This window comes from Arthrobacter sp. AL12 (genome assembly GCF_029960645.1).
Taxonomy (GTDB): Bacteria; Actinomycetota; Actinomycetes; order Actinomycetales; family Micrococcaceae; genus Arthrobacter.
On record NZ_JASBQY010000002.1, the window covers coordinates 16,981 to 42,333 of the forward strand.

24 protein-coding genes are annotated in these 25,353 nt (G+C 66.2%); 18 read left to right on the top strand and 6 right to left on the bottom strand.

Annotated features, from left to right (window positions below; genetic code table 11):
• The first annotated feature begins 329 nt into the window (after positions 1-329).
• The 3 genes from QK291_RS02800 to QK291_RS02810 all read left to right on the top strand — a co-directional run bounded on the left by QK291_RS02800 (position 330) and on the right by QK291_RS02810 (position 4,604).
• The gene (locus QK291_RS02800; protein WP_282379463.1) at positions 330-2,015 is read left to right on the top strand and encodes an L-lactate permease; all 1,686 of its coding nucleotides are present in this window, start codon (positions 330-332) and stop codon (positions 2,013-2,015) included.
• A gap of 103 nt (positions 2,016-2,118) precedes the next feature.
• The gene (locus QK291_RS02805) at positions 2,119-3,498 is read left to right on the top strand and encodes an FAD-linked oxidase C-terminal domain-containing protein (RefSeq protein WP_282378985.1); all 1,380 of its coding nucleotides are present in this window, start codon (positions 2,119-2,121) and stop codon (positions 3,496-3,498) included.
• A 167-nt stretch (positions 3,499-3,665) separates the two neighbouring features.
• Entirely contained in the window at positions 3,666-4,604 is a 939-nt protein-coding gene (locus QK291_RS02810; RefSeq protein WP_282378986.1) for a 5'-3' exonuclease, read from the top strand.
• A 63-nt stretch (positions 4,605-4,667) separates the two neighbouring features.
• Here the strand turns inward: QK291_RS02810 and QK291_RS02815 are convergent, their stop codons facing one another.
• The gene (locus QK291_RS02815) at positions 4,668-5,798 is read right to left on the bottom strand and encodes a serine hydrolase domain-containing protein (protein WP_282378987.1); all 1,131 of its coding nucleotides are present in this window, start codon (positions 5,796-5,798) and stop codon (positions 4,668-4,670) included.
• Positions 5,799-6,052: 254 nt separating this feature from the next.
• Between QK291_RS02815 and QK291_RS02820 the strand changes: the two genes are divergently transcribed.
• The 3 genes from QK291_RS02820 to QK291_RS02830 all read left to right on the top strand — a co-directional run bounded on the left by QK291_RS02820 (position 6,053) and on the right by QK291_RS02830 (position 8,323).
• Complete coding sequence (locus tag QK291_RS02820; protein WP_282378989.1) at positions 6,053-6,640, top strand: ferritin; 588 nt, start codon at positions 6,053-6,055, stop codon at positions 6,638-6,640.
• Positions 6,641-6,652: 12 nt separating this feature from the next.
• Entirely contained in the window at positions 6,653-6,958 is a 306-nt protein-coding gene (locus tag QK291_RS02825; protein WP_282378990.1) for a DUF1905 domain-containing protein, read from the top strand.
• A gap of 99 nt (positions 6,959-7,057) precedes the next feature.
• Positions 7,058-8,323: an MFS transporter gene (locus QK291_RS02830; RefSeq protein ID WP_282379465.1), complete on the top strand. Its 1,266-nt coding sequence runs from the start codon at positions 7,058-7,060 to the stop codon at positions 8,321-8,323.
• 404 nt (positions 8,324-8,727) lie between these two features.
• Here the strand turns inward: QK291_RS02830 and QK291_RS19035 are convergent, their stop codons facing one another.
• Complete coding sequence (locus QK291_RS19035) at positions 8,728-8,868, bottom strand: transposase family protein (RefSeq protein WP_348994553.1); 141 nt, start codon at positions 8,866-8,868, stop codon at positions 8,728-8,730.
• 77 nt (positions 8,869-8,945) lie between these two features.
• Here QK291_RS19035 and QK291_RS02840 point away from each other — a divergent pair, with 77 nt between their 5' ends.
• Positions 8,946-9,182, top strand: coding sequence for a hypothetical protein (locus tag QK291_RS02840; protein ID WP_282378993.1), 237 nt, complete (start codon positions 8,946-8,948; stop codon positions 9,180-9,182).
• A 669-nt stretch (positions 9,183-9,851) separates the two neighbouring features.
• Positions 9,852-10,232 (top strand): VOC family protein, encoded by a 381-nt coding sequence (locus tag QK291_RS02845; RefSeq protein WP_282378995.1) that lies wholly within the window; start codon positions 9,852-9,854, stop codon positions 10,230-10,232.
• A 62-nt stretch (positions 10,233-10,294) separates the two neighbouring features.
• Here QK291_RS02845 and QK291_RS02850 read toward each other — a convergent pair whose 3' ends face one another.
• Positions 10,295-11,926 carry an MFS transporter gene (locus tag QK291_RS02850; RefSeq protein ID WP_348994549.1) on the bottom strand — a complete coding sequence of 544 codons (1,632 nt, stop codon included), beginning with the start codon at positions 11,924-11,926 and terminating at the stop codon, positions 10,295-10,297.
• Positions 11,927-12,152: 226 nt separating this feature from the next.
• Between QK291_RS02850 and QK291_RS02855 the strand changes: the two genes are divergently transcribed.
• On the top strand, positions 12,153-12,455 hold the full coding sequence (locus QK291_RS02855) for a hypothetical protein (RefSeq protein WP_282378998.1): 303 nt from the start codon (positions 12,153-12,155) through the stop codon (positions 12,453-12,455).
• Positions 12,456-12,582: 127 nt separating this feature from the next.
• Positions 12,583-14,046, top strand: a complete 1,464-nt coding sequence (locus tag QK291_RS02860; protein ID WP_282378999.1) for a protein adenylyltransferase SelO — start codon at positions 12,583-12,585, stop codon at positions 14,044-14,046.
• A 90-nt stretch (positions 14,047-14,136) separates the two neighbouring features.
• Here the strand turns inward: QK291_RS02860 and QK291_RS02865 are convergent, their stop codons facing one another.
• Positions 14,137-14,394, bottom strand: coding sequence for a metal-sensitive transcriptional regulator (locus QK291_RS02865; protein ID WP_282379000.1), 258 nt, complete (start codon positions 14,392-14,394; stop codon positions 14,137-14,139).
• A 132-nt stretch (positions 14,395-14,526) separates the two neighbouring features.
• Between QK291_RS02865 and QK291_RS02870 the strand changes: the two genes are divergently transcribed.
• From QK291_RS02870 to QK291_RS02890, 5 genes are all read left to right on the top strand, one after another.
• The gene (locus QK291_RS02870) at positions 14,527-15,195 is read left to right on the top strand and encodes a rhodanese-like domain-containing protein (protein ID WP_282379002.1); all 669 of its coding nucleotides are present in this window, start codon (positions 14,527-14,529) and stop codon (positions 15,193-15,195) included.
• Positions 15,192-16,100, top strand: a complete 909-nt coding sequence (locus QK291_RS02875; RefSeq protein ID WP_282379004.1) for a sulfite exporter TauE/SafE family protein — start codon at positions 15,192-15,194, stop codon at positions 16,098-16,100. The genes QK291_RS02870 and QK291_RS02875 overlap by 4 nt, the downstream gene beginning before the upstream one ends.
• 47 nt (positions 16,101-16,147) lie before the next feature.
• On the top strand, positions 16,148-16,444 hold the full coding sequence (locus QK291_RS02880) for a rhodanese-like domain-containing protein (RefSeq protein WP_282379006.1): 297 nt from the start codon (positions 16,148-16,150) through the stop codon (positions 16,442-16,444).
• Positions 16,445-16,571: 127 nt separating this feature from the next.
• A complete protein-coding gene (locus tag QK291_RS02885; protein WP_282379009.1) occupies positions 16,572-17,981 on the top strand; it encodes an MBL fold metallo-hydrolase in 1,410 nt (469 codons plus the stop codon).
• 94 nt (positions 17,982-18,075) lie between these two features.
• On the top strand, positions 18,076-19,389 hold the full coding sequence (locus tag QK291_RS02890; RefSeq protein ID WP_282379011.1) for an MFS transporter: 1,314 nt from the start codon (positions 18,076-18,078) through the stop codon (positions 19,387-19,389).
• Here QK291_RS02890 and QK291_RS02895 read toward each other — a convergent pair.
• Positions 19,367-19,633: a hypothetical protein gene (locus tag QK291_RS02895; protein WP_282379013.1), complete on the bottom strand. Its 267-nt coding sequence runs from the start codon at positions 19,631-19,633 to the stop codon at positions 19,367-19,369. The genes QK291_RS02890 and QK291_RS02895 overlap by 23 nt on opposite strands.
• 97 nt (positions 19,634-19,730) lie before the next feature.
• A complete protein-coding gene (locus QK291_RS02900) occupies positions 19,731-21,407 on the bottom strand; it encodes an alkaline phosphatase D family protein (protein ID WP_282379015.1) in 1,677 nt (558 codons plus the stop codon).
• A gap of 283 nt (positions 21,408-21,690) precedes the next feature.
• Here QK291_RS02900 and QK291_RS02905 point away from each other — a divergent pair, with 283 nt between their 5' ends.
• Genes QK291_RS02905 through QK291_RS02915 form a run of 3 tightly spaced genes read left to right on the top strand, consistent with a single transcriptional unit; the run spans position 21,691 to position 25,345 of the window.
• Positions 21,691-23,052 (top strand): hemolysin family protein, encoded by a 1,362-nt coding sequence (locus QK291_RS02905; protein WP_282379016.1) that lies wholly within the window; start codon positions 21,691-21,693, stop codon positions 23,050-23,052.
• Positions 23,045-24,103 carry a hemolysin family protein gene (locus tag QK291_RS02910; RefSeq protein ID WP_282379017.1) on the top strand — a complete coding sequence of 353 codons (1,059 nt, stop codon included), beginning with the start codon at positions 23,045-23,047 and terminating at the stop codon, positions 24,101-24,103. The genes QK291_RS02905 and QK291_RS02910 overlap by 8 nt, the downstream gene beginning before the upstream one ends.
• 54 nt (positions 24,104-24,157) lie before the next feature.
• Positions 24,158-25,345: a TerC family protein gene (locus tag QK291_RS02915; protein ID WP_282379018.1), complete on the top strand. Its 1,188-nt coding sequence runs from the start codon at positions 24,158-24,160 to the stop codon at positions 25,343-25,345.
• Positions 25,346-25,353: the final 8 nt, after the last annotated feature.

Sequence of the window (25,353 nt, forward strand, 5' to 3'; positions counted from 1 at the left end):
TTAATAATTCTCGTAATGTGGAAAGAAACTACCAATATATAAAACCTAGCCAGCGCAGCGTCACCTGTCAACGCCGAATCCCGCCACGGCAAGATGCGCCGCCGCGCCGGGCGGCACTTCTTGACTGTGATTTGAATCGCACGTATTCTCTAGCATCTGAAAGATTAATTTCACAATGTGGAATCCCGCGGGCCGGGTGGACTGCTTGCCAAAGGGCCAATGCAGAGCCCTCGTTTGCTTGGAAAAACAAAGGAGTTTTTGTGAGTCCAAGGTTTGAGCCGTTTCAGCAAATCATCGATCCGATAGTGGGTTCCCTAGCCATCTCAGCCATGGTGGCCGCTCTTCCACTGCTTTTGCTTTTTGTTCTTCTCGGGGTTTTTCGAGTCAGGGCGCCCAAGGCGGCCATCGCGAGCCTGTTGCTGTCCGTTGTACTAGCCATCGTGGGGTGGCGAATGCCGTTTGGCCAGGTGCTCAGCGCCGGCGCCCAAGGTGCTTTTTATGCCCTTTTTCCGATCCTATGGATCCTCATCAACGCATTGTGGGTTTACAAGCTCACGGTGGACACGCCCTGGTTCGAGGTTTTGGGCCGTACCATCCGCTCCATTTCAAATGACCTGCGCATTCTGTCGATCCTGATCGCCTTCTGTTTCGGCGCGCTGCTTGAGTCGCTGGCGGGCTTCGGCGCGCCGGTTGCGATTTCGGCTGCGATGCTTATGGCTGCCGGGATGAAACCATTGAAGTCAGCCATCGTCGCGCTGCTGGCCAACACCGCCCCCGTGGCCTTCGGAGCGATGGCCGCTCCGATCATTGCCCTCAACGGCGTTACCGGCATCCCCCTTCAGGACCTCAGTTCCATGGCCGGCCGCCAGACACCCTTCATCGCCGTCATCGTCCCGCTCATCCTCGTCTTCATCGTTGATGGCAAGCGGGGACTCCGGCAAACCTGGCCCGTGGCCCTGGTATCGGGCATCGTCTTCGGCGTGTCGCAATTTCTTGCCTCGAACTTCCTCGTGGTCGAACTCACCGACGTCGTTGCCGCACTCGCGACCGTCGCGGCGGTCCTGCTCATGTTGAAGTTCTGGCAGCCGGCGGAGATTATCGGAATGAATGACGTCGCCGACAGCGACGCTGCCGACGTCCGGCCTGTCAGTGTTGGCGCTCAATCCGGCACCGGCTATGGGACGTCCTCCGGTTTGGGCGGGGTAAGTCGAAATGGTGCGGCCGCACAGGCGAGCACGCCCGGAAAAACCAATGGCGCCGCGGTAAGGCCGCCCAACGGCGAGGTGTGGATGGCTGTTGCCCCGTATCTGATCATTATGGCCGTGTTCTCCATCGCACAAATCCCGGCTGTGAAAGCCTGGCTCACGTCCGTCGGGTCAGTCACGTTTGAATGGCCCGGGTTGGACGCCGTTGATCCTGATGGGAAGCCGGTCGCCGCGCACAAATTCAAACTTGACCATTTCAAGGCCACGGGGACGATGCTGTTGATCTCGGGAATGATCACTATGGCGCTGTACAGGGTTGCACCCCTTCGGGGTGTCCGCATCTATCGCGACACGCTGTTCCAGTTGCGGTGGACTATCGTGACCGTCACCTCGGTCCTGGCGCTGGCGTTTGTCATGAACGTCTCGGGGCAGACCAACTCACTGGGAATCGCGCTGGCGTCGGCCGGGGGATTCTTCGCCTTCTTGTCCCCGCTCCTTGGCTGGATCGGAGTTGCGCTTACCGGCTCGGACACCTCGTCCAACTCCTTGTTCGGGCAGCTGCAGGTGACTGCCGCCGAGCAGACAGGACTCTCGCCGACGCTGATGGCGGCGTCCAATTCGTCAGCAGGAGTGTTGGGCAAAATGCTGTCGCTGCAGAACCTGGCCGTGGCCTCGGCGGCTGTTGGGCTGGACGGGGCGGAAAGCGTTCTGTTCCGAAAGCTCATCGGCTGGAGTCTGGCACTGCTGGCGTTCATCACCACACTCATTGTCCTGCAGTCCACCCCGGTCTTGGGATGGATGGTTCCTTAGTGAACCCTCAACGTCCCGTGCGGCAGGCTGGCGGTCTCCGAAACGTGTCCGGGGCGTTGCCAATATTGAAAAAGAATCAAAGAAGCGAAAGAGAGCAGGCCCTGTGAGTACTAACGTTAGCGAGATCAATTCAGAGGCTGGGGCAAGGCTCGTCGCCGCGGCCCGGCACGGTTCGACGGCGGAGGCCGACCGCAGGAACGTCAACACCGACCGGTCCGGGTACACGCCCGGCACACTGCCGGACGGTGTCGTGTACGCGACCAGCATCAACGACGTCGTTGAGACAATGGTCCGCGCGACTGCGGGGAGCATCCCCATTGTTGCCCGAGGTGCCGGCACCGGCCTGGCGGCGGGTTCGGCCGCGAAGGCAGGCGAGATCGTCCTGGACCTATCGGGGATGAACCGCATCCTGCGTCTGGATCCGATGGAGCAGATCATCGTTGTCGAGCCCGGCATCCTCAACGCGGAGGTCAACGCCGCCGCCGGCGAGCACGGGCTTTTTTACGCCCCGGATCCCGCCAGCACCGCCATCTGCTCCATCGGTGGAAACATTGCCACCAATGCCGGCGGTATGCGTTGCGCCAAGTATGGCGTCACGCGTGAGTCCGTCCTGGCGCTGAAGGTTGTCCTCCCGGACGGGCGCCTCCTCGTGACGGGCCGGGAAACGATCAAGGGCGTTACCGGGTATGACCTGAACGCCCTCATGATTGGATCCGAAGGGACACTCGGGGTCGTCGTTGAAGCGACTTTGCGTCTTCGCCCGCTCCCTGTGGCGACGGCAACGGTCGCAGCATTCTTCCCGGACATCGTTGCCGCCGCCCAAGCCGCCTCGGCCATCATCGCTGCACGGATCACGCCCTCCGTGCTGGAGCTCATGGACGGCCCGACCCTGGCGGCTGTCGATGCCGCACTGGGGACGGACTATCGAAGCCGCGGAGGTGCCTTCCTCCTCGCTCAGACGGACGGGTACGGGGCCTTCCTGGAACAGGAGGTGCTGATTCAAGCCATTGAACCGCTCGCTTCGTCCTATGAAAAGGCCACAGACCCGCAAAGGACGGCGGAACTTCTGAGAGTGCGTCGAGAGGCCATTCCGTCCCTCGAATTGCTGGGCAACGTCTGCATCGGTGATGTCGGTGTTCCGCGCGGACGCCTGGCCGAGATGGTCACCGGGATCGAGGAAATTTCACGCCGTACCGGAGTCCGGATCTTCACCGTCGCCCATGCCGCCGACGGCAACCTGCACCCGATGATCGTCCTTGACGAAGGCCAGCCCTCCACGGAGGGACCGGCGAAAGATGCGCTTGGTCAGATGTTCCATTTAGCCAGGAGCTTGGGCGGAACACTCACCGGGGAGCATGGAGTTGGAATCCTCAAACGCGACTGGCTGCACGACGAACTGGGAAGTGACTCCCTCGAGCTGCAGCACGCCATCAGGAGAGTTTTTGACCCGCTCGGCATCCTCAACCCGGGCAAGGCAATCTAGGGGTCTCGACCTGCACCTGGCACGGCGCAACTGCTGCCCTTTGAGCAGCAGTTGCGCCAGCGGGGTCGGGGAAAGTCGCATTGGCAAGGACCCGGGCCCGTGGCAGCGGACGCCGCTCCGGGCCCGGGGCGGGTTCTCAGGGAGGGTCTTGCGTGTCAGGATCAGGTATGCCCCACCGCCTGATGCTGCTGGACACCGCGTCGCTGTACTTCCGCGCCTTCTACGGAGTCCCCGACACGATCCGCCGCGCCGACGGCACTCCGGTGAACGCCGTGCGCGGCCTGCTGGACATGATCGCCCGGCTCACCGCCGACTACGACGCGACGCATCTCGTGGCGTGCTGGGATGACGACTGGCGCCCGCAGTGGCGGGTTGACCTCATCCCGAGCTACAAGTCGCACCGGGTGGCGGCGGAGGTCGTTGCTGGCCCCGACATTGAGGTCGTGCCCGACGCCCTTGAGGCGCAGATTCCGATGATCCGCAGGGTGCTCGAGCTCGCCGGCATCGCCGTCGTAGGCGAACCCGGACACGAGGCCGACGACGTCGTCGGCACCTACGCCAGCCACGCGCAGCTCCCCGTCGACGTGGTGACCGGTGACCGCGACCTGTTCCAGGTCGTGGACGATGCCCGTCAGGTCCGGGTGATCTACACCGCGCGGGGTATGAAGAACCTCGAAGTCCTCACCGACGCGGTCGTCGTTGAGAAGTACCGCGTGCTACCCGGGCAGTACGCGGACTACGCAACACTCCGCGGCGACAGCTCCGACGGGCTGCCGGGCGTCGCCGGCATCGGCGAGAAGACCGCCTCGTCGCTGCTCGGCGAGTTCGGCACCCTCGACGGGCTGCTTGCCGCCGCGGCGGACGCGGGAAGCGGGCTGTCCGTGTCCGTGCGGTCGAAGCTCGCAGCGGCCACGGACTACCTCGCGGTCGCGCCCGCCGTCGTCAACGTCGTCCGCGACCTGAAGCTGCCGACGCTGGAGCAGGCGGGTGCGCAGCTGCGCCCTGTCGCCGGCGATGCGCGCGCCGAACTCGAAGGTCTCGCGACCGAGTGGAACCTCGGCGGCTCGGTCACCAGACTCCTCGAAGCGCTCGACCGGCGTCGCTGAGGGGATGCTGCCCCGCGGCGCGGGCCCAAGGCCTGAGCGTGCGGTGCCCCGTGATGACGGCGATTAGGACCACGGCGCTGATGCCACAAGCGCGAAGAGCGGTTCGAAGTCGTACATGCGGGTGCTGTTGCTCATAACAACGATGCCGAGACCGAGTCCGGGGTAGAGACGCATGACGTTCCAGAAGCCGGCTCCGGCGCCGAAATGCTCCACCCACTGCCCCGGGGTCTTCGTCGGCCGGCGGAACCAGCCGGTTCCGTGATCGAACGGTTGGCCCGCCTGGTCAATCGTGCGCATGCTGCGGGCCGCCCCGGGGGAGAGGACCCGGGTTCCGTCGATCTCGCCGTCGCAAAGGTGCAGGCGAAGGAACCTGCCTGCATCCAGGACATCGCCCACCAGGCCGCCGTAAGCGGGCCCGTCCACGTAGAAGGGGTTCAGTGACAGGTACGGCCCGTGTCGCTCCCCGGCGATCCCGCCGGGGAGCATGCCGCGCAGCAGCGGGTCCGCGATCCGGGGAGCCTTGACGTACCCGGTCGCGGGGGCCGCGCCGTCCTGATAGCGGTATCCGGTGTGATCCATCCCCGCTGGCCGCAGGACGGACTGGCGGACATAAGCCTCGAAAGGCATCGCGGATGAGGCCGCGATGACCTGACCGGCGGCAAGGTAGCCGACGTTGGAGTACCTGGCACTGCGCCCGGGCGGGTACCGGTAGGCGCGGCGCCTGCCCATCAGACGGCGGAGCAGGGCCCCGGGATCCGGCGGATCCGCGTCGGCCGGGTGCACCCAGCGGATGGGCATCGGGTTGCCGAGTCCGGCGGTGTGGTTGAGCAGTTGGCCCACGTTCGGCGCCGTCGTCCCGGCCGCCCGGAGGTAATCCACGTACTCGTCGACCGGGGCGTCCGGGTCGAGGCGGCCCTCGTCAACGAGCCGGCACGCCGCCGTCGCGGTCACAATTTTGGACATGGAGAACCACAGGTACGACGTCGAGGCGGTTGCCGGCGTCGTCGCTGCACGGTCGGCGAGGCCGTAACCGGCGGCAAAGAGCAGTCGATCGCGATTGACCACGGCCACGGACAGGCCCGGGACGCCGTCCCGGCGCATCATCGTGGTGACGGCCGCCGTCAGGCCGCGGGGTGGTCTCCCCGCTGCGATGTTTTCGCCCGGCGCGCCCGGGTTGGCGCCGTCAGTCACCATGGCTTATCCCCTTCGCCTCGGGTGCACCGGGTCTCCACGCTATGTGGCCGGGCGTGATCAGCCCAGCTTCAGACCGCCGAATGCCGGTGTCAACAGACGGCGGAAGTTGTGATGACATCCGGACCGGAAGCAGGGTCTTGACGCGGCGATCCCAAGCGGAGGACGCTCGTTTCAGGCCCTCCGGCAGTCCCGGGCCAGCAGTGGCACGGCGCCGCAGGTCCACACCCTTGAACACCGACCTGAGGAGAGCCCCCATGAGCCCCCAATTCAACGAGCTGCTGACCCGCCAGGTTGGCAATGAGTTCGCGGCCTCCCAGCAGTACATCGCCATCGCCGCCTGGTTCGACGGACAGGACCTGCCCCAGCTGGCCAGGCACTTCTACCGTCAATCGCTGGAGGAGCGGAACCACGCCATGATGATGGTCCGCTACATCCTGGACCGCGGCATCAAGATCACCATCCCGGGAATCGACCCGGTCCGGAACGACTTCGCCTCGGCAGAGGAACCGCTGGTCCTGGCCCTCGCCCAGGAGGTTGAGGTCACCAACCGCATCAAGGAACTGTTCGCGGCGGCGCGGGCGGAAAACGACCCGCTGGGCGAACAGTTCATGCTTTGGTTCCTCAAGGAACAGGTCGAGGAGGTGGCATCGATGTCCACACTGCTCAATGTCGCACGCCGGGCCGACAACCTTTTCGACGTCGAGACGTTCCTCGCCCGCGAACGGGTGGGCGACGCCGGCCAGCACGGGGGAGGGCGCGGCGGACACCACGGCCACGGAGGCGCCCACGGGGGACCCTCCGACGACACGGGAACGCCGGACGTCGCCGGCGGTTCGCTCTAGGCTCCGTCAAGAATGGCGCTGAGCTATGCCTTCACGGCCACGCTGTGGCACTATCCGGGCGAAGCCGGGTGGCACTTCCTCACCCTTCCGGAAGAACTTGCAGCGGAGATCAGGGAAGACACGGTTGCGCTCCGTCGGGGCTTTGGTTCGGTCAAGATCACGGCGAAAGTCTCGGGCCACAGCTGGTCCACGTCGCTCTTTCCCGACAGCAAGAGCGGGACCTATCTGCTGCCGGTCAAAAGGGCCATCAGAACGGCGGCCGGTCTCGAGGCAGGGGACCGGGTCGCGGTTCACCTGGAGGTGCCCGACTCCGGCTGAGCACCCCGGGATGCAGTCCCTGTTCCTCTGGCGCGTGCCGGCGATGGAGGCGAGAATGGGCCCGTGGTTCCGCTCGCCCCGGACGAGGACGGCCTTTCGATGAAGGCCGCCGCCCGCAAGATCCAGCGCATCTACCTCACGCTGACGCTGGGCAATACCCTCGCGGCTTCCTTCATCTGGGGGATCAACACGCTCTTCCTGTTGGATGCCGGTCTCAGCAACTTTGAGGCCTTTGCCGCGAACGCGTTCTTCACGGCCGGTATGGTGCTCTTCGAGGTGCCAACCGGGGTGATTGCCGACGGGTGGGGGCGCCGCGTCTCTTTCCTGCTCGGCACCGTGACGCTGGCTGTTTCGACCTACCTCTACTACCTGCTCTGGCAGTCGTCCGCCCCGTTCTGGTGGTGGGCGGTGGTGTCGGTCTTGCTCGGTCTGGGCTTCACGTTCTTCTCCGGCGCGGTCGAGGCATGGCTCGTCGACGCGCTGCGCTTTTCGGGCTATGAAGGCGGGCTGGAGGCGGTACTCGGGCGGGGACTCATGGTCTCGGGGGTGGGGATGCTCGTCGGCTCGGTCGCCGGCGGAGTGATAGCGCAGGCCACCAATCTGGGCGTGCCGTTCCTGCTGCGCGTGGGTGTGCTGCTGGCGATGTTCGTCGTGGCCTTTGCCCTCATGCGCGACGTCGGATTCACCCCGGAACGTTCGACCCATCCGCTGCAGGCAACCCGCGCCGTCCTGTCCGCCTCAATCGAAAACGGATTGAAAAATCCGCCGGTCCGTTACGTGATGCTGGCAGCGCCGTTCACTGCCGGCGTCGGGTTCTATGTGTTCTATGCCCTCCAGCCCTACCTCCTTGAGCTGTTCGGCGACCCGCGGGCATACTCCGTGGCAGGCCTGGCGGCGGCACTCGTGGCGGGAGCGGAAGTGCTCGGCGGCTGGCTGGCGCCCCGCATCCGGCGCCTCGTCCGCAAACGCACGACGGTGCTGATTCTGAGCAGCATCATGAGCGCCCTCATTCTGGTCGTTCTCGGGTTCACCCGAGTGTTTTGGGTAGCCCTGGTGCTGCTGGCGCTCTGGGCCGTAGTCGCCTCGGCGGGGACCCCGGTGCGCCAGGCCTACCTGAACGACATGATCGCCTCGAAGCAGCGGGCGACGGTGCTGAGCTTCGACTCACTCATCGGCTCCAGCGGCGGAGTCGTGGTGCAGCCGGCGCTTGGCCGGGCAGCCGACGTGTACGGCTACCCTGCCTCGCTGGCGATCGGCGGCGTGATCGAGTTGATCGCCGTGCCCTTCCTGCTGGCGAGCCGCCGGCAGCGCCACCAGTCCGATCAGGCCAACGCACCGACCAGCACCACGGACGTCGGATCCTAGCCCCGTCCGCGGCGGCGCCGCCGCACCCTGCGGCCAGGACGTTCCGGCAACCCCAACAGCGATGTCGGACGGTCCCTGTTGCCTCACGTCAATACAAGAACGACGGCGCCCACATGGAGCAGAAGAACTGGTCCCGGGTACGTCAGCTGGTCGGCTACCTTCGCTATGACACCGCTGCGGAACTGGAGCTGCTCAACGAGATCTGGGAGCTGGACCGGATCTTCACCAACTACCTGCTGCCCCAGCAAAAACTCATCGCCAAGGTCCGCCACGGAGCCAAAGTGAGCAAAACCCATGACCGGGCCGCGACCCCGCACCGTCGCGCCGCAGCCGACCCGGCCCTCGCACGGATGCCCGTGATCCGGATGAACGCCTGCTTCAAGAAGATCCGGCCAGCTGCCCTCTCAGTTGCCCGGACGGGACCGGGTGAAGGTGATGCGGTGCTGGATGCAGAACTCGAAGAGCTCGTTGTTGATGAACTCACTGCCGTTATCCGAGTCGATGCCGATGACGGGAAACGGGAAGACCGCCAGGATGTGCTGCAGGGCCGCGAAGACTTGCTTCTGAGCCCCTGTTCGGCACGGACCGGTTCACGGTCCAGCCGGTCGCGATATCCGTGACCGTGAGTGTGAAGCAGAACTGGCCGGAACTGTTGGACCCGTCGTGGCTGACCAGATCGATCTCCACGAAACCCGGCGCCGCGTCGTCCCACTGGGCCCAGGTGCGGACCGGGATCTGGGACTTCAGCAGCGATCCGGGCTTGGTATGGGAGCGGCCATGCGGCAGGAGCTTCGCCCGCTGGCCCGCCAGCCGCCGGTCGATGGTCGCGGCGCTCATGCGGGCGAGCAGCGCTGCCTGACCGTCGGTGATGTCCAGGGCCTTCTCGGCCCGCAGCATCGGCACGAGATCCGGCAGCATCGGAGCCAGCAGCTTGCCCGCCGGGGCCCGCAGCACTGCCCAGCACAGCACGAGTCCGTCCTGGAGATCAGCCCCGTAAACCGGTGCACGACCCGGCCTGACGGGCCGTGGCCGCGGCGGATCGAGCGCATGCCGCAACACCGCCCGGGCATAATCCCGGTGCCAGCCAGTCAACTCGACTAGCTCATCCAGGATCCGCCCCTTCCTGGCCCGGTCGCCTGCCCGGTAGGACTCGGCCAGATGCTTCGTGACAGCCTTGCGCTCACCCGTCGTTAATCCCATTCCCAATGATGTCCGCGGCCAGCCTTGCCGGACCTTTTCCCATGAGGCAACGTATCCGGCTACGCGGAGGTTTTTTATGAGTCAACGCGCGGTCTTGACTCCCGCGGCCCCGGGCCTACGATAGTGCGCATCAGCACCATGCGGGGAGCAGCCGGGTATTGTCCATCGCTGACGCTGAGCATGTTGGTGACCCCGGCAAACGAGGCCCGGGGCTGGCACGACGGAGCCGGATGCACCGAGTTGCCGGCGGACGTCGATTACATCGTGGATGGCAGCTGGGGTGACTTCCAGGAACCTGATCAACACAGATCAAGAGGGAGAAACAATCATGCTGAAGGATCTCGAAATTGTCGCAGTCCTCCCCGCGAAGGACATCGTTCGGGCGCGTAACTACTACCGTGACGTGCTGGGACTGGAGCCTGCCGACACCATGGACGAGGAGAATCTGCTGTACCGCTGCGGCAAGGGAACGGCTTTCCTGCTCTACCAGACCGACAATGCCGGAACAGCGAAGAATACCCAGATGGGCTGGGTAACAGGCGACATCGGCGCCGAGATGCAGAATCTGCGCAGCCGCGGTGTCGTGTTCAAGGAGTACGACTTTCCTGGCCTGAAGACCGAGAATGGGATCGCTTCGACTCCGGCAGGCAAGGTGGCGTGGTTCCTGGACAGCGAGGGCAACATTCTCAATATCTCCGAAGGCCTGTAGGGCTGGAGCCTGAAAGCGCCGCCCCTGCATCACTAGGGGGCTTTGCGGGGACGGCGCATGCCTTACGGTACTTTGTCACCCGGTGATTCTCCCTGCGCCCCGACGGCCTCTTCGGGGAGGCGTCCGGTGATGAACAATGCGGCGATCGCCAGCAGCGCGGTCAGAGCCAGCGCGGCCCGCAGCGCTTCCAGGCGGGAGCCGGAGTTGACCGCCATGATGGCATCGGCGGTCTCCTGGTCGACTCCGGCATTGTCCAGCGCCTCCCGGAGCTGCGTATCGGAAATGAACGGGACACCGCTGGCCAGCTGGACCGAGGCTTGCTCCTGCACGGAACTCGGAACGGCGGGGTTGTTCTGGATGCCGGCCATGAACGAAGCGCTCAGGGTGGCGATCAGTACGGACCCGATCAGCGCGGTCCCCAGGGATGCCCCCAGGTTGGTGGCCGTGTTCTGCAGCCCGCCGACCTCCGCGCTCTGTGAGTCGGGAACCGCGGAGACGGTGATGGCGCCCAGCTGCGAGGACAGCGCCCCCAGCCCAAAGCCCATCAGGAGCATCGGGATGGCGACAATGCCCGCGTTCGCCCCCGGGTCCATACCTCCCACGAGGATGAGGATGCCAATGGTCATCAGCATCAGCCCCAGCCGGACGACCCGGCGCGGGTTGGCGCGCGGCCGGAACTTGGGGATTCCGACGGCGGTCAGGATCAGCGCCACGGATAGCGGAAAGATCCGGATCCCGGTCTCCAGCGCGCTAAGCTCCAAGACCACCGACAGGAACAGCGGGATGGTGAAGAACACGCCAGCCTGAATGAGGAATTGAGCGAAGAATACGCTGAGCCCACCGGTAAGACGCTCGTTCCGGAAAAGCACGGGGTCGATCAGGGGTTCGCCCCCGATGGAGGCCAGGTGCGACGTCCGTCGCAGGAACACATAGAGAACAAGCAGCCCGCCGATCAGCAGCCAGACCACCGGGGAGAGGCCGAGGACCGTTGGCGCGCCGGACTTGGGCTGCACCCAGCCCCACTCACCCGAACGCAGCACCCCGTACACAACCATGCCCAGTCCCGCGATCGACAAGGCGGACCCCACGTAATCGAGCCGGACCTTGGCCGGTGGCACGTCCTCAACCTTGCGCAGGACCAGCAGAATCGCCAGGACGATGACAACCTCGCCGACGAAAACATACCGCCAGGAGGCAAACGTGGTCACTGCGCCGCCGATGAGCGGGCCTGCAGCGACTGCCATGGCGCCCGCTGCAGCCACCAGCCCGTAGGTCGCGGCCCGGCGATCGGGCGGGAAGTTGGCCGCGACGAGCGAGACGATCGCGGGCATAATCAGTGCTGCGCCGACGCCCTCCAGGAGGGACCAGCCCAGAAGCAGCACTCCGAGGTTTGGCGCCAGCGCCGTCGTCAGCGAACCGGCGGCATAGATGATCAGGCCGAGGGCAAATGCGCGGCGGCGGCCCAAGATGGTCCCGACTTTGCCGCCGGTGATCATGAGCGAGGCCATGACGAGGGTGTACAGGGTGATCGCCGTTTGGATGCCTGCGATGGTCGTTCCGAGGTCCGCGGCCACCGTGGCCATTGAAACGTTCATGACCGAACTGTCGAGCGTCATCAGGAACTGGGCGGATGCCAGCACCGCCAGGACCAGTCCGGACCCAGTCCGTGTTGTTGTCGTCGCCACGGGACTCACGGCTTCGACCTCTTACGCGTGCCGTTTGCCATTGCGCGCATGACGTCATGCTCCGCGCACGCGCATAGCCTGTCAAGCGCGGTGTGCTACCCGCCAGACCCGAGAATGGCCCGGTTCCGGGCGTCCGCAGGGCCATGCGCGAAATATCACCCCGCCGATGCCTTACCTGCCGCGGCCTTCCGGGCCTACAGTTGGGCATGTACAGGCCGTCGACAGGAGTGCCCCAGTGATTACCCTGCAGATCGAACACCAGGTCCGGGACTTCGGCATGTGGAGGAGGGCCTTCGACAGTGACCCCCTGAACCGCGCTGCGTCGGGGGTGCGATCGTACCGGATTTCGCGTCCCCTTGACCAGGAGGACTACGTGATGCTGGAGATGGATTTCGATACGCAGGCAGCTGCCGTGGATTTCCTGGGCAGGCTCCAGAACGACACCTGGAAGACCGGTGTGACGGCGCCGGCGCTGGTCGGTGAGCCGTCGACCAGGATCATCGAGACGGTCGCCATCGAGAAGGTGTCCGGCCTCTAAGCCCGCTGTTCACCTGGCCGGGACTGCGGGCTCGGCTCGTCGCGCCGAGTTCGCGCGCGAGCAGGCTGCCCTCTGCGTATCCGATGGCTGCGGAGCCGCTGGAGGCGCCGCAGGATATTCTGTTTGTATGACTGCCGCAGCCCCCTCCACCGTCGCCTTAGACGGACGCTTCGCCCGGGAGCTCGCGGAAATGGCCATCCCCTGGCGCGCAGAGGAGGCGCCCGACCCGAGGCTCCTCGTGCTCAACGAGCCCCTGGCTGCTGAGCTGGGCCTGGACCCCGGCTACCTCAGGGACGCCGACGGGGTCCGCCTGCTGGTCGGCAATCTGGTCCCTAGCGGTGCCACTCCGGTGGCCCAGGCCTACACCGGCCACCAGTTCGGCTGGTTGGCCCCCCGGCTCGGCGACGGCCGGGCGCTGCTGCTCGGTGAGATCACGGACACGGACGGCCAGCTGCGCGATTTCCATCTCAAGGGCTCCGGGCGCACGCCGTTCGCCCGCGGCGGAGACGGTTTTGCAGCGGTCGGCCCGATGCTGAGGGAGTACGTCGTGAGCGAAGCGATGCACGCCCTGGGCATCCCCACCACACGCTCCCTCGCCGTGGTGGCGACGGGCCGCCCGGTGGTCCGCGACACCATGCTGCCGGGCGCCGTGCTCACACGGGTCGCCTCCAGCCACCTGCGCGTGGGCAGCTTCCAGTACGCCCGGGCCACGGGTGACCTCAACCTCCTGCGCCGCCTGGCCGATCATGCGATCGCCCGACACTACCCCGGCGCCGCGGACGCCGAGCAGCCCTATCTCGCCCTGTTCCAGGCGGTCGTCGCCGCTCAGGCGTCACTGCTGGCCCGGTGGATGCTGGTGGGATTCGTCCACGGGGTCATGAACACCGACAATATGACCGTCTCCGGCGAGACCATCGACTACGGGCCCTGCGCCTTCCTGGACGCCTTCGACCCGGCCACGGTCTATAGCTCGATCGACGAGACCGGGCGCTACTCGTACCGCAACCAGCCGGTCATGGCGGAATGGAACCTCACGCGGCTCGCGGAGTCCCTGCTGCCCCTGCTCCACGAGGAGCAGGCGCAGGCGGTCGCCCAGGCGCAGGAGTCCCTCGGTGCGTTCCGCCGGCAGTACAGTTCAGCCTGGTCCGCCGGCATGGCGGCCAAACTCGGCCTGCCCGCCGGGTTCGACGACGGCGTCGCTTCGCCTCTCGTGGACGAGGTGCTCACCCTGCTCCAGGCGGGCGGGGCTGATTACACCTCGTTCTTCCGGAGCCTCAGCGCGGCCGCCCGGGGGAACACCGAACCGGCGCGGAGCCTGCTGCCCGATCCGTCAGCGTTCGATGCCTGGTCCGCGCGCTGGAGCGCCCTGGGTCCCGACGCCGACGTTATGGACCGGGTCAATCCCGCCTACATCCCGCGAAACCACCTGGTGGAGGAGGCTCTCGCCGCCGCCACGGGCGGCGATCTGGGTCCGCTCGAACGCCTCCTGGACGCGGTGACCAGGCCCTTCGAGTTGCGCCCCGGTTTGGGCCGGTACGCCGCTGCCGCGCCCGGGGACTTCGGCGCCTACCGGACGTTCTGCGGAACCTGAGCCGTAAGACCGGACGCGTCGCGCGGGATTCCTCCGACCGGGACAAGTCGGGCCAGTTGCCCGCCGTGGACGGCCCGCGTGGGCCGGGACTCAGGCGAGCGAGAGAAAGAGCTTTTCCAGGTCCTTCGTACTCATGCCTGAGTCCTTCCGGACCGCGCACTGCTCCAGCCCGCTGGCAATGATGGCGAATCCTGCCCGGTCCAGCGCTTTCGAGACGGCGGCCAACTGCGTGACGGTGTCCTTGCAGTCGCGCCCTTCCTCCAGCATCCGGATGACGGCCCCCAGCTGTCCCTGAGCGCGCTTCAGCCGGTTGATTGCGGGGGCGAGTTCGGCTGAATCAAGGTCCATGAGTCTCTCCAAAGCTAGGGATGGCTATGCTCAAGAATATACCCCAGTGGGTATTTTTGACTACCCCCCGGGGTATCTGTAATACTCGGTGGGGTATTCAGTTGTTGGTTAGATCGTCTCGAAAGGACACCCATGACGCCCCCTTCCACTTCCTCCACCCAGGTTTCTTCCGCCCCGCCGGCGGTCACATCGCTGGCTCCGGAAACGCTGCGCAGCTGGTTCGAGGAACACCAGGACCTCATCGTGATCGATGTCCGTTCGGCCGCCGAGTTCGAAAACATGCACATCCGCGGTTCCTACAACGTCCCGCTGCCGTTGCTTTCCGAGCACACTGAGGAATTGGCAGCCCGGCTGGGCAGCCGCGTCGTGCTTGTCTGCCAGTCCGGAGCGCGGGCCGAGCAGGCACGGCAGCGCCTGGGCGGCGCCGGCATCGGCACCGGCACCGCCTATGTGCTTGCAGGCGGCGCCCCCGGCTTCGCTGAGGCAGGCGGTGACGTGGTCCGCGGCAAGGCCCGCTGGGACCTCGAACGCCAGGTCCGGCTCGCCGCCGGCTCCCTCGTGGTTCTGGGCCTCGCCGGAGGCAAGTTCGTCTCGCCGAAGATCCGGCTCCTCGCCGGAGCCATCGGCACCGGTCTGACCTTCTCGGCCGCCACGAACACCTGCGCCATGGGCCAGGCTCTCTCTGCCATGCCCTGGAACAAGACCGCACAGGAGCCGACCCGCGAGTCCGCCATCCTGCAGTTCCCGGTCGCAGGATCCCTGGCCACGAACTTCAAGGCCACGGAGTCCAAGGCCTCATGACCGCCACGCTGATCCTTACTCTTGCCCTGTCGGTGCTCATCGGGCTGTCGCTCGGAGTGCTCGGCGGCGGCGGATCCATCCTGACGGTGCCCATCCTGGTCTACGTGGCCGGGTTCGAAGCCAAGGAAGCCATTGCCGCCTCCCTGTTCGTGGTCGGCGTCACCTCGGCCGTCAGTGTCTTCAGCCACGCCCGCGCCGGCCGTGTCATGTGGCGCACGGGACTGCTGTTCGGCGCCGCCGGAATGGTCGGTGCCTTCGTGGGGGGTCTTCTGGGGGGGCATATCCCCGGCCAGATCCTCCTCATCGCATTTGCCCTGATGATGGTAGCCACCTCCATCGCCATGATCCGCGGCCGCAAGAAGAAGGCCGCTGCCGGCACCGAGGCGCCCACGCACACCGACCTGCCGCTGTTCCGTGTCCTGCTCGACGGCCTCGTCGTCGGCCTGGTCACCGGCCTGGTCGGCGCCGGCGGCGGATTCCTGGTGGTACCGGCCCTGGCGCTGCTCGGCGGCCTGCCGATGGCAATCGCCGTCGGAACCTCGCTCGTTGTGATCGCGATGAAGTCCTTTGCCGGCCTGGCCGGCTACCTCACCACCGTTGAGCTGGACTGGGGGATCACGCTGGCCGTGACGGCGGCCGCCGTCGTAGGCACCCTGATCGGGTCCAAGCTCGCCGGACGCATTCCGGAAGCGGCCCTGCGCAAGGGCTTCGGCTGGTTCGTGCTGGTGATGGGCGCGTTCGTCCTCATCCAGCAAGCCCCCGTTGACCTGCGCGGACCGATCGCCCTGGGCGTCGCCGGAGCCGCGGCCGTCGCGGCCGCAGTCTGCTGGTTCTTTGTCAGCGCCTGCCCGCTGCGCAAGTCCACCCGCACCACCCGCAAGGACACCCAGCCCACGCCGGTCTGAGTCGACCGGCCCACCCATCAGCCACTCCTGAAACGAAAGGCATCACCATGGCAGAAATCAGCATCACCGAAACGGACCAGCGCCGCAACCGGGCGCAGGTCCTGGACGTCCGCGAGGACTTCGAAGTCGCCGAGGGAATGATCCCTGGCGCAATCCACATCCCCATGGGCGAACTGCAGGCCCGCCTCTCGGAGCTTGACGCCGCGGTCCCCGTGATCGCCATCTGCCGCAGTGGCAACCGAAGTGCCCGTGTGGCGGACGCGCTCAACACCGCCGGCTTCACCGCAGACACCATGGACGGCGGCATGCTCGCCTGGAACCGCGCGGGCCTGCCCACCACCTGATCCGCCCCTGACCCGCAGTTCCCGCACAGCCGCTGGGCTGACCACCCCTTGCAGAATACCCCCGGGGGTATTATTGTTGTTAGTAGTCGACGGGGGAGACGCCCCATTTCTTTACGAAGGAGAGCACATGCTTCTGGAACGCATTTATGATGAGGACCTTGCCCAGGCCAGCTACCTGATCGGCTGCCAGGCCAAGGGCGAGGCCGTGGTAGTGGACGGCCGCCGCGATATCGCGGTGTACCAGGCGCTGGCGGCGAAGAACGGCATGAGGATCGTCGCGGTCGCCGAGACCCACATCCACGCCGATTACCTCTCCGGCACCCGGGAGCTCGCCGCCGCGACGGGGGCGAAAATTTACCTCTCGGGCGAGGGCGGACCGGACTGGCAGTACGGGTTCGAGGGCGAGCGGCTCTTCGACGGCGACACGATCACCCTGGGCAACATCAGCATCCAGGCCCTCCACACCCCGGGCCACACCCCGGAACACCTCTCCTTCCTGGTCACCGACGGCGCGTTCAGCGACCAGGCCGGCTACCTGCTCTCGGGTGACTTTGTCTTCTCCGGGGACCTGGGCCGCCCGGACCTGCTGGATGAGGCCGCCGGCGGGATCGACACCCGTTTCGCCGGTGCGAAGCAGCTCTTCGCGAGCCTGCGGGACAAGTTCCTGACCCTGCCGGACTACGTCCAGGTCCACCCGGCGCACGGTGCAGGCAGTGCCTGCGGCAAGGCCCTGGGCGCGATCCCGTCCTCCACGGTCGGCTACGAACGGCTCTACGCCTGGTGGGGCCCGTACCTGGCCGCCAACGACGAGCAGGGCTTCGTCGATGAACTCCTCGACGGCCAGCCCGACGCGCACGCCTACTTCGGGCGGATGAAGCGGGAGAACCGTGAGGGCCCGGCCGTTATGGGCGACCGCGCCCCGCTGCAGGAACTGGACCTCGCCGCCGTCGCGCAGGGCCTGGCCGCTGACACGCTGACCTTCATCGACACCCGTCCCAACGACCAGGTCCACCGGGGCACCGTGACCGGGTCCCTAAACGTCCCGGCCGGCAAATCCGTGGCCAGCTTCGGCGCCTGGGTCGTGAACCCCGAAACCGACAAGAACCCGCTCGTGCTCCTCGCCCCCGACCGGGACGCCGCGCAGGACATGTGGGACCACCTGGTCCGGGTCGGGATCGACGACGTCGCCGGCTACGTCACAGGCTTCACCGGCCTGCCCACCAGCACCCCGAAGCTGATCTCCCCCGAGGAGCTCGAGGGATTCGAGGCCGGCATGATCCTGGACGTGCGCAACCGCACCGAGCACCAAGCCGGGCACATCCCGGGCTCCCACCAGCTCAGCGGCGGCCGCGTGATGTGGCACCTGGACGAACTCCCGGCCCAGGGCACCATCGTAAGCTACTGCCAAAGCGGCGTCCGGAACTCCGTCGCGGCCAGCGCGCTGCGCCGCGCCGGCTACGACGTCGTCGAACTCGACGGCAGCTACAACGCCTGGACCGCCCACCTGCAGGCACGGGAAACCGTCCCCGCCAGCTGACCCGCACCGCCGGCATCCCGCCGACCGGCACCCCATGGCGGCGGCCCTGACGCCAGGGCCGCCGCCACACCTCGTCCCCACCACAGGGAGCACCATGAACTCCGGCACCACCAATCCGCTGCAGCAGCGGCACCGCCGCACCGGCCCCACGGTGGGCCTTAGGCAGAACCTGGCGCAGTTCATGCTCCTCGTCGCCGTCAACGCGCTCGTCGGCGGCACGCTCGGCCAGGAACGCACGGTGCTTCCGCTGCTGGCCGGACAGGTCTTCCACCTGGATCTCTACACGTCCGCGTTGACCTACATCCTCGCCTTCGGCCTCGCCAAGGCCGCTACCAACTACTTCGCCGGCACCCTCTCGGACCGCTACGGCCGCAAACCCGTCCTCGTCGCCGGCTGGATCATTGCCCTGCCCGTCCCGCTGATGCTGATCGTCGGACCGGACTGGGGCTGGATTGTGGCGGCCAACGTGATGCTGGGCATCAGCCAGGGCCTCACGTGGTCCACCACCGTCATGATGAAAATGGACCTGGTCGGCCCGGAACGCCGCGGCTTCGCCATGGGCCTAAACGAAGCGGCCGGCTACCTCGGCGTCGCCGGCACCGCCCTGGCCACCGGCTACATCGCCGCCGCTTACGGACTGCGGCCCGGACCGTTCCTGCTCGGCGCCGCCTACATAGCGCTCGGCCTTGGCCTCTCCGTCCTCGCCGTGAAGGAAACCCGGGGCCACGCCCGGGTTGAAGCAGCCAACCACACGTCCGCCCACACCGGTGCCCACGGAGGCCTGAGCAACCGGGAAATCTTCACCCTCACCAGCTTCCGGGACAAATCACTGTCCTCGGTCAGCCAGGCCGGCATGGTCAACAACCTCAACGACGGCCTTGCCTGGGGACTTTTCCCGGTCTTGTTCGCCACCGCCGGACTGACCATCGAAAAGATCGGCATCCTGGCCGCCGTGTATCCCGCCGTCTGGGGCGCCGCGCAGCTCGTCACCGGGGCCCTGTCGGACAAGTACGGCCGGAAGTGGCTGATCGTGGGCGGTATGCTCCTCCAGGCCGCCGCCCTGGCGACGATCGCTGTCGGCCGGGACTTCGGGATCTGGCTGGCCGCTGCCGTGTTCCTTGGCCTCGGCACGGCGATGGTATACCCCACCCTGCTCGCTGCCATCGGCGACGTCGCGCACCCGGGATGGCGGGCCCGCTCCGTCGGCGTCTACCGGCTTTGGCGCGACGGCGGCTTCGCTGTCGGCGCGCTGCTCTCCGGCATCATCGCCGACGCGTACGGCATTCCGGCCGCCGTCGGCGTCGTCGCAGGACTCACGGCCCTGTCAGGCCTCCTCGTGGCCGTCCGCATGCGCGGCACCGACCACCACCCACGGTCCGACCGGGCTAAGGCTCCAGGCAGACCGTGATGTCAAGGTAAATGCCGTTGGTGACCAGGCGGTCCGCCAGGAACTTGGCGAGGCTCGCCTCGGTCGCGGTGTGCTCGCTCTTAGCGATCGCGCCCCGCAGGCAAGCCATCGTCGCCGTGGACTTGACGGTGGACAGGGGTGCACGGTGGTCGGAAACCAGCCGCTCAATATCCGTCCGGAAGGCCTGCTGGTGGCCTTCCCGTGCGGTGGCGAGCAGGGTGAAGGGTACGAAGGCAGTCGGCACGAAGAATCCTTTTCTGGCGGCGGCCCCGTGGCCGTCCAATGAGAACAAGTCGTCGAAAGTTCCGGCTATTCCACGAACTGGTGTACTGAGTCCGAGCTCACCCGGCGGGCTCCCCGGCCTGACGGGGAGCGACGGTGACGGAGGAGACCAGTTTCAGCCGGGGATGCAACTGGTCATCGCCATCCACGACGCCGGTCTGCCACCACAGTTTCAGCCCCTCCGGGGCAACCTCCAGGCAGGCCAGATTGTTGTCGAACCAGGGCCCCTTGAGGCCGGACCAGCGAAACGGCGGGTCAGGGACCTTTGCCGAGCGGGCCACCAGGGCGCCTACCGGCGTCGCCAGGCCATAGGACATGATGGCCGCGAAGGACCTCATCAGCCGGGGCAGCGGGTTGCGGATGGGGGAGCAGACGGCCTGCACGATCCGGCTGCCCGAGGAGCGCTCAACCTCCGACACGTAGGAATAGTGGACGTCTCCAGAGAGAAAAGCGATGGTTTCCGGCGCCGGGCCCCGTTTGCCGTCGGCGACCTCGGTCACCATGGCCGCCACTTCCTGGAAGCTGTTCTGGAAGGCGCCCCAGTGTTCCAGGTCCACCGCCTGGCGCAGCTTTTCCCCGGCACGGGCAGCAGGTTTCCCCCACGCACCCTGGGATATGGCCTCATTCCAGGATTCGACGTAGTGCAGGCCCATCGGCAGCAGGAAGGGCAGTGACGTCGCCACCAACAGGTGGCGGAAACCGCCGTGCATCCGTCCGTCAAGCCAGGCCATTTCCGCCTTGTCCAGCAGGGCGCGGTCGTCCGGCGTCAGGTCCCGGGCGGCCCGGGAATCCACCACAATCAGCCGCGTGTCCCCGAAATCCCGGCAGTAGCTCCACCGGTACGATACCGGGTCCTGATCGGCCCGGTCCGCGAAGCTGTCCAGTGCGGCGCTCACGTCGATCTCGTCCTCGCCCGCGTGGTCGGCAATTTTCTGCCAGATCGGGTCCCCGGCCCGCTCCTTCGGTGAGAGGTTCCCCAGATGCTGATAGACCCAGTACGAGGCCAGCCCCGCGACAATCCGCCCGTGCCACCAGGAGGTGGCCTCCATCTCCTTTTTCCAGCTGAGGGAGGTATTCCAGTCGTCGCGGATGTCGTGGTCATCGAAAATCATGGCGCTGGGCAGGGTGGACAGCAGCCACCTGTTTGCGGGGTCTGACCAGGCCAGATTGTAGAGGTGGGCGTATTCCTCATAGTCCTTGAGCTCCTCGCCGGGCGGTTCATCGATGTCCCTCCGGGAGCGGATGAACTCCTGCATCTGCTCGCTGGTCAGGTCGGCGTACACCTGGTCGCCGAGGAAAGCCACCAGATCCGGCCACGACTCATCACCGCCGGAAGCCATCTTCAGTGCGTACGCGCGCAGCGAGTCGACGCCGTGGGTCCGGTTGCCGGGCTTATCGTGCGGCACACTGGTCCGGCAGGAGCCGAAGGCCATCCGCAGCGGCTTGCCGGGCTGCAGCGTCGCGATCATGGACGGCGGGAACTCCGAGGCGGGATCGGGCCAGACCTGGCTTCCGTTGATGGCGAGGGCGTACGGCGTGACTGTGCCAGGCTCCAGCCCGTCCAGTTCCACCAGGGCGTAATGGTGGCCGTGGACGGCGAAGGTGGCGGTTACCCAGTCCCTGCCGCCCGCGCGAAGGGTGACCCGGGCAGCAGCCCGGGTCTCAACCCAGATGCTCGCTGAGGTCTCATCCACGTAGCGCATCATGGGGCCGAGCACGAGGGGTGAGGTAGTCATGACTCAGTTCTACCTGCTCGGCACCGGTGCGGCCATGCTTTGGCGGCAAGTGACCCAGCGGAGCGGCTGATCTTCGTGATCGTGCAGGGCCGGCCGCCCTTGCTCTCCAGCGAACCGGTAGTCCGCCCCGCGGCGCCGTGGCGTAGGTGGCGGTGGCGCGCCGCGACGTCACGGGGCCGGGCGGATAGACTGGCAGGCACTATGGATGACCCTCCCTCACATATGCCCTTGCCCCTCCACTTCCTGACCGGAATACCGGCCACCGCAGGAGAGGGGCGCCCGAATGTATGAATGGATCATGATCGGCGTCGGCCTCGTCCTGACAGTCGGCACGGGAATGTTCGTTGCCTCCGAATTCGCCCTGGTCAACCTGGACCGCAACGACCTTGAGGCCCGCCAGGCGCGCGGCGAAAAACGGCTGACGCCGACCATCAAGGCCCTCAAGATCACGTCGACGCACCTCTCCGGCGCGCAGCTCGGCATCACGTTGACCACCCTGCTGACCGGGTACACTTTCGAGCCGGCCATCAGCAAACTGCTGAGTGGACCGTTGGCGAGCGCCGGTGTCCCCGAGGCCGTTGTCCCCGGGGTGGGCGCCGTCGTCGGCATCTTCCTGGCCACGATTTTTTCTATGGTGATTGGCGAACTCGTCCCCAAGAACTTCGCCCTGGCGCTGCCGCTGGCCACGGCAAGACTGGTGGTTCCGTTCCAGACGCTGTTCACCACGGTCTTCAAGCCCGTGATTGTCCTGTTCAACAACACGGCAAATTCCATCATCAGGTCCTTCGGCATCGAACCCAAGGAGGAGCTCTCGGGCGCGCGCAGTGCCGAGGAATTGAGCTCCCTGGTCCGTCGCTCCGCACTGGAAGGCGTCCTCGACCTGGACCACGCTGCCCTGCTGCACCGGACACTGCGGTTCTCCGACCACAGCGCCGCCGACGTGATGACCCCGCGCGTGCGGATGGCCACGATCGGAGCCGACGACACGGCCGAGCAGATCGTCAGCCTGGCGACCGCCACTGGCTATTCGCGCTTCCCGGTGATCGGCCGGGACCGGGACGACGTCGTCGGTGTGCTGCACGTCAAACAGGCCTTCGCGGTGGCCCTCGACGACCGGTCGGGCGTCTCTGCGTCCGACCTGATGATCGAGCCGCTGCGGGTGCCTGAATCCATGGGCGTCGACACCCTCCTGGGTCTCCTGCGCCGGCAGGGCCTGCAGGTGGCGATCGTCTCGGACGAGCATGGCGGCACCGCCGGCATTGTCACGCTCGAGGACCTGGTGGAGGAAATCGTCGGGGAGCTCGAAGACGAGCATGACCGTGCCCGCACCGGCGTCGTGCGCACGGGCCGTTCGCTGACCTTTGATGCCTCCCTCCGGCCGGATGAACTCCTGGACCGGACCGGCATCACCGTCCCGGACGGCGAGGAGTACGACACGATGGCCGGGTTCGTTACTGACCGGTTGGACCGGATTCCCGAACTCGGCGACGAGGTGGCCATCCACGGCGGGACGCTGCGGGTGGAACGCGTAGTGGGGACGCACGTCGAGCGGCTCCGGTTTACCCCGGACGAATCCAGGGAACCCCCGCGGAGCGCCCATGACCGGATCATCGACAGTCTCACCCAGGAGCTGACCCATGAGTGAATATCTGCCAGGCATCATCTGGCTCGTCGTCCTGCTGGTCGTCAACGCCTTCTTCGTCGGTGCCGAATTCGCCGTCATCTCCGCCCGGCGGTCGCAGATCGAGCCGAAGGCCGAGGCGGGAAGCAAAGCCGCCAAAACCACCCTCTGGGCGATGGAGCACGCCACCCTAATGCTGGCGACCAGCCAGCTTGGCATCACGGTGTGTTCCCTGGTCATCCTGAACGTCTCAGAACCGGCGATCCACCACCTGCTGGAGATCCCCCTGGGCCTTACCTCCCTGTCGGCCGAGACGATCGGGATCGTCGCGTTCGTCGTTGCTCTGCTGCTGGTGACCTTCCTGCACGTGGTGTTCGGCGAGATGGTGCCGAAGAACATCTCCTTCTCCGTTCCGACGCGGGCGGCGCTGCTGCTGGCCCCGCCGCTGGTGCTCGTGGCCCGTGTCTTCAAACCGGTCATCTGGACCCTCAACGGCATCGCCAACTCGATTCTGCGGCTGTTCAAAGTCGAGCCGAAGGATGAGGCGACCAGCGCCTACACCCTAGACGAGGTCGCGAACATCGTGGAGCAGTCCACCCGGGACGGGGTGCTGACGGATACCAGCGGGACCCTGACTGCGGCCTTCGAATTCACGGCCAAGACCGTCGCCGACGTGGAGGTGCCGATCGATTCGATGGTGCTGCTGCCATCGACGGCCACCCCGGCCGACATCCAGCGGGCGGTCGCGGCGCACGGCTACTCCCGTTACATCCTCACGGACGACGACGGCGCCCCCACCGGCTACCTGCACCTCAAGGACGTCATGGACCTCACGACGCCGGCCGCGTTCCGCGAGGCGGTAGCCGCCAAGCGGATCCGGAAGCTGGCCTCAGCCTTCAGCGGGAGCGAGCTCGAGGACGCGCTGGCCGTGATGCGCCGCACAGGAGCCCACGTGGCCAGGGTCTTTGACGCCCATGGCACGACAACGGGCGTGCTGTTCCTCGAGGACATCATTGAGGAACTCGTCGGCGAGGTGCAAGATGCCACCAGCGCTTACACTCCTCGGACCATCTGAAATACCGGACCGAACCGGCCGCCTTGGCCGGATCCTTCACGGAAGTTGAGCACCATGACCGTTTCCCCCCTTATCTGGGCCGTCACCATTGCCGTGATCCTGGCGCTGCTGGCCTTCGATTACTTCTTCCACATCCGCAAGGCCCATGTGCCCGCGCTTAAGGAGGCCGCCGCGTGGTCGGCCCTCTACGTGGGCCTGGCCGTCGTCTTTGGTGTCCTCGTATGGATCTTCGGCGGCACCGAGATGGGGTCGGAGTACTTCGCCGGCTACATCACGGAAAAGGCACTCTCGGTCGACAACCTCTTTGTCTTCCTGATCATCATCGCAAGTTTCCGGGTGCCCCGCGAAGACCAGCAGAAGGTGCTGCTCTTCGGCATCATCTTCTCGCTGATCGCCCGCACCGGGTTCATCCTCCTGGGCGCTGCGCTGATCAATTCCTTCGCGTGGGTGTTCTACATCTTCGGACTGATCCTGCTGATCACTGCGGGCAACCTGCTCCGGCCGGACGCCCACGGCGAGGACACGGCCGATAATTTCATGATCCGCATCGCCCGGAAGCTCTTCCACACCACGGAACACTACGACGGGGACAAGCTCTTCACCATCCAGAATGGCAAGAGGGCGCTGACGCCGATGTTGCTGGTCATGGTGGCCATCGGCGGAACCGACATCCTGTTTGCCCTGGACTCAATCCCGGCGATCTTCGGGCTGACCCAGAATGTGTTTGTCGTGTTCACCGCCACGGCGTTTTCCCTGATGGGCCTGCGCCAGCTGTACTTCCTGATCGACGGGCTCCTGGACCGCCTCATCTACCTCGCGTACGGCCTGGCGGTCATCCTTGCCTTTATCGGGGTCAAGCTGGTGCTCCACGCCCTGCACGAGAACAACCTGCCGTTCATCAACGACGGCCAGCCGGTTCCCGTCATCGAGATCAGCACGGCCACGTCCCTGACCGTCATCGTTGGGGTGCTTGTCCTGACCGTCGTGGCGTCGCTGCTGAGCAAGGCCGGCAAAGCCCAGACCTCCATCAACAATGCGCGCCGGCACGCCGTCAATTATCTTGACCTGGAATACACCGCCGATTCGTCCGAACGTGAGCGCATCTACCGGCTGCTGACCGATGAAGAGTCCCAGATTCTGGGCATGGATCCGAAGTACCGCAACAAGGCCAAGGACATTGACAAAATCCGGGCGCTGGTCGCGGAAGCGCACCGGCAGCACGAGGAGTACCTCGCACGTTAGGGTGCCGG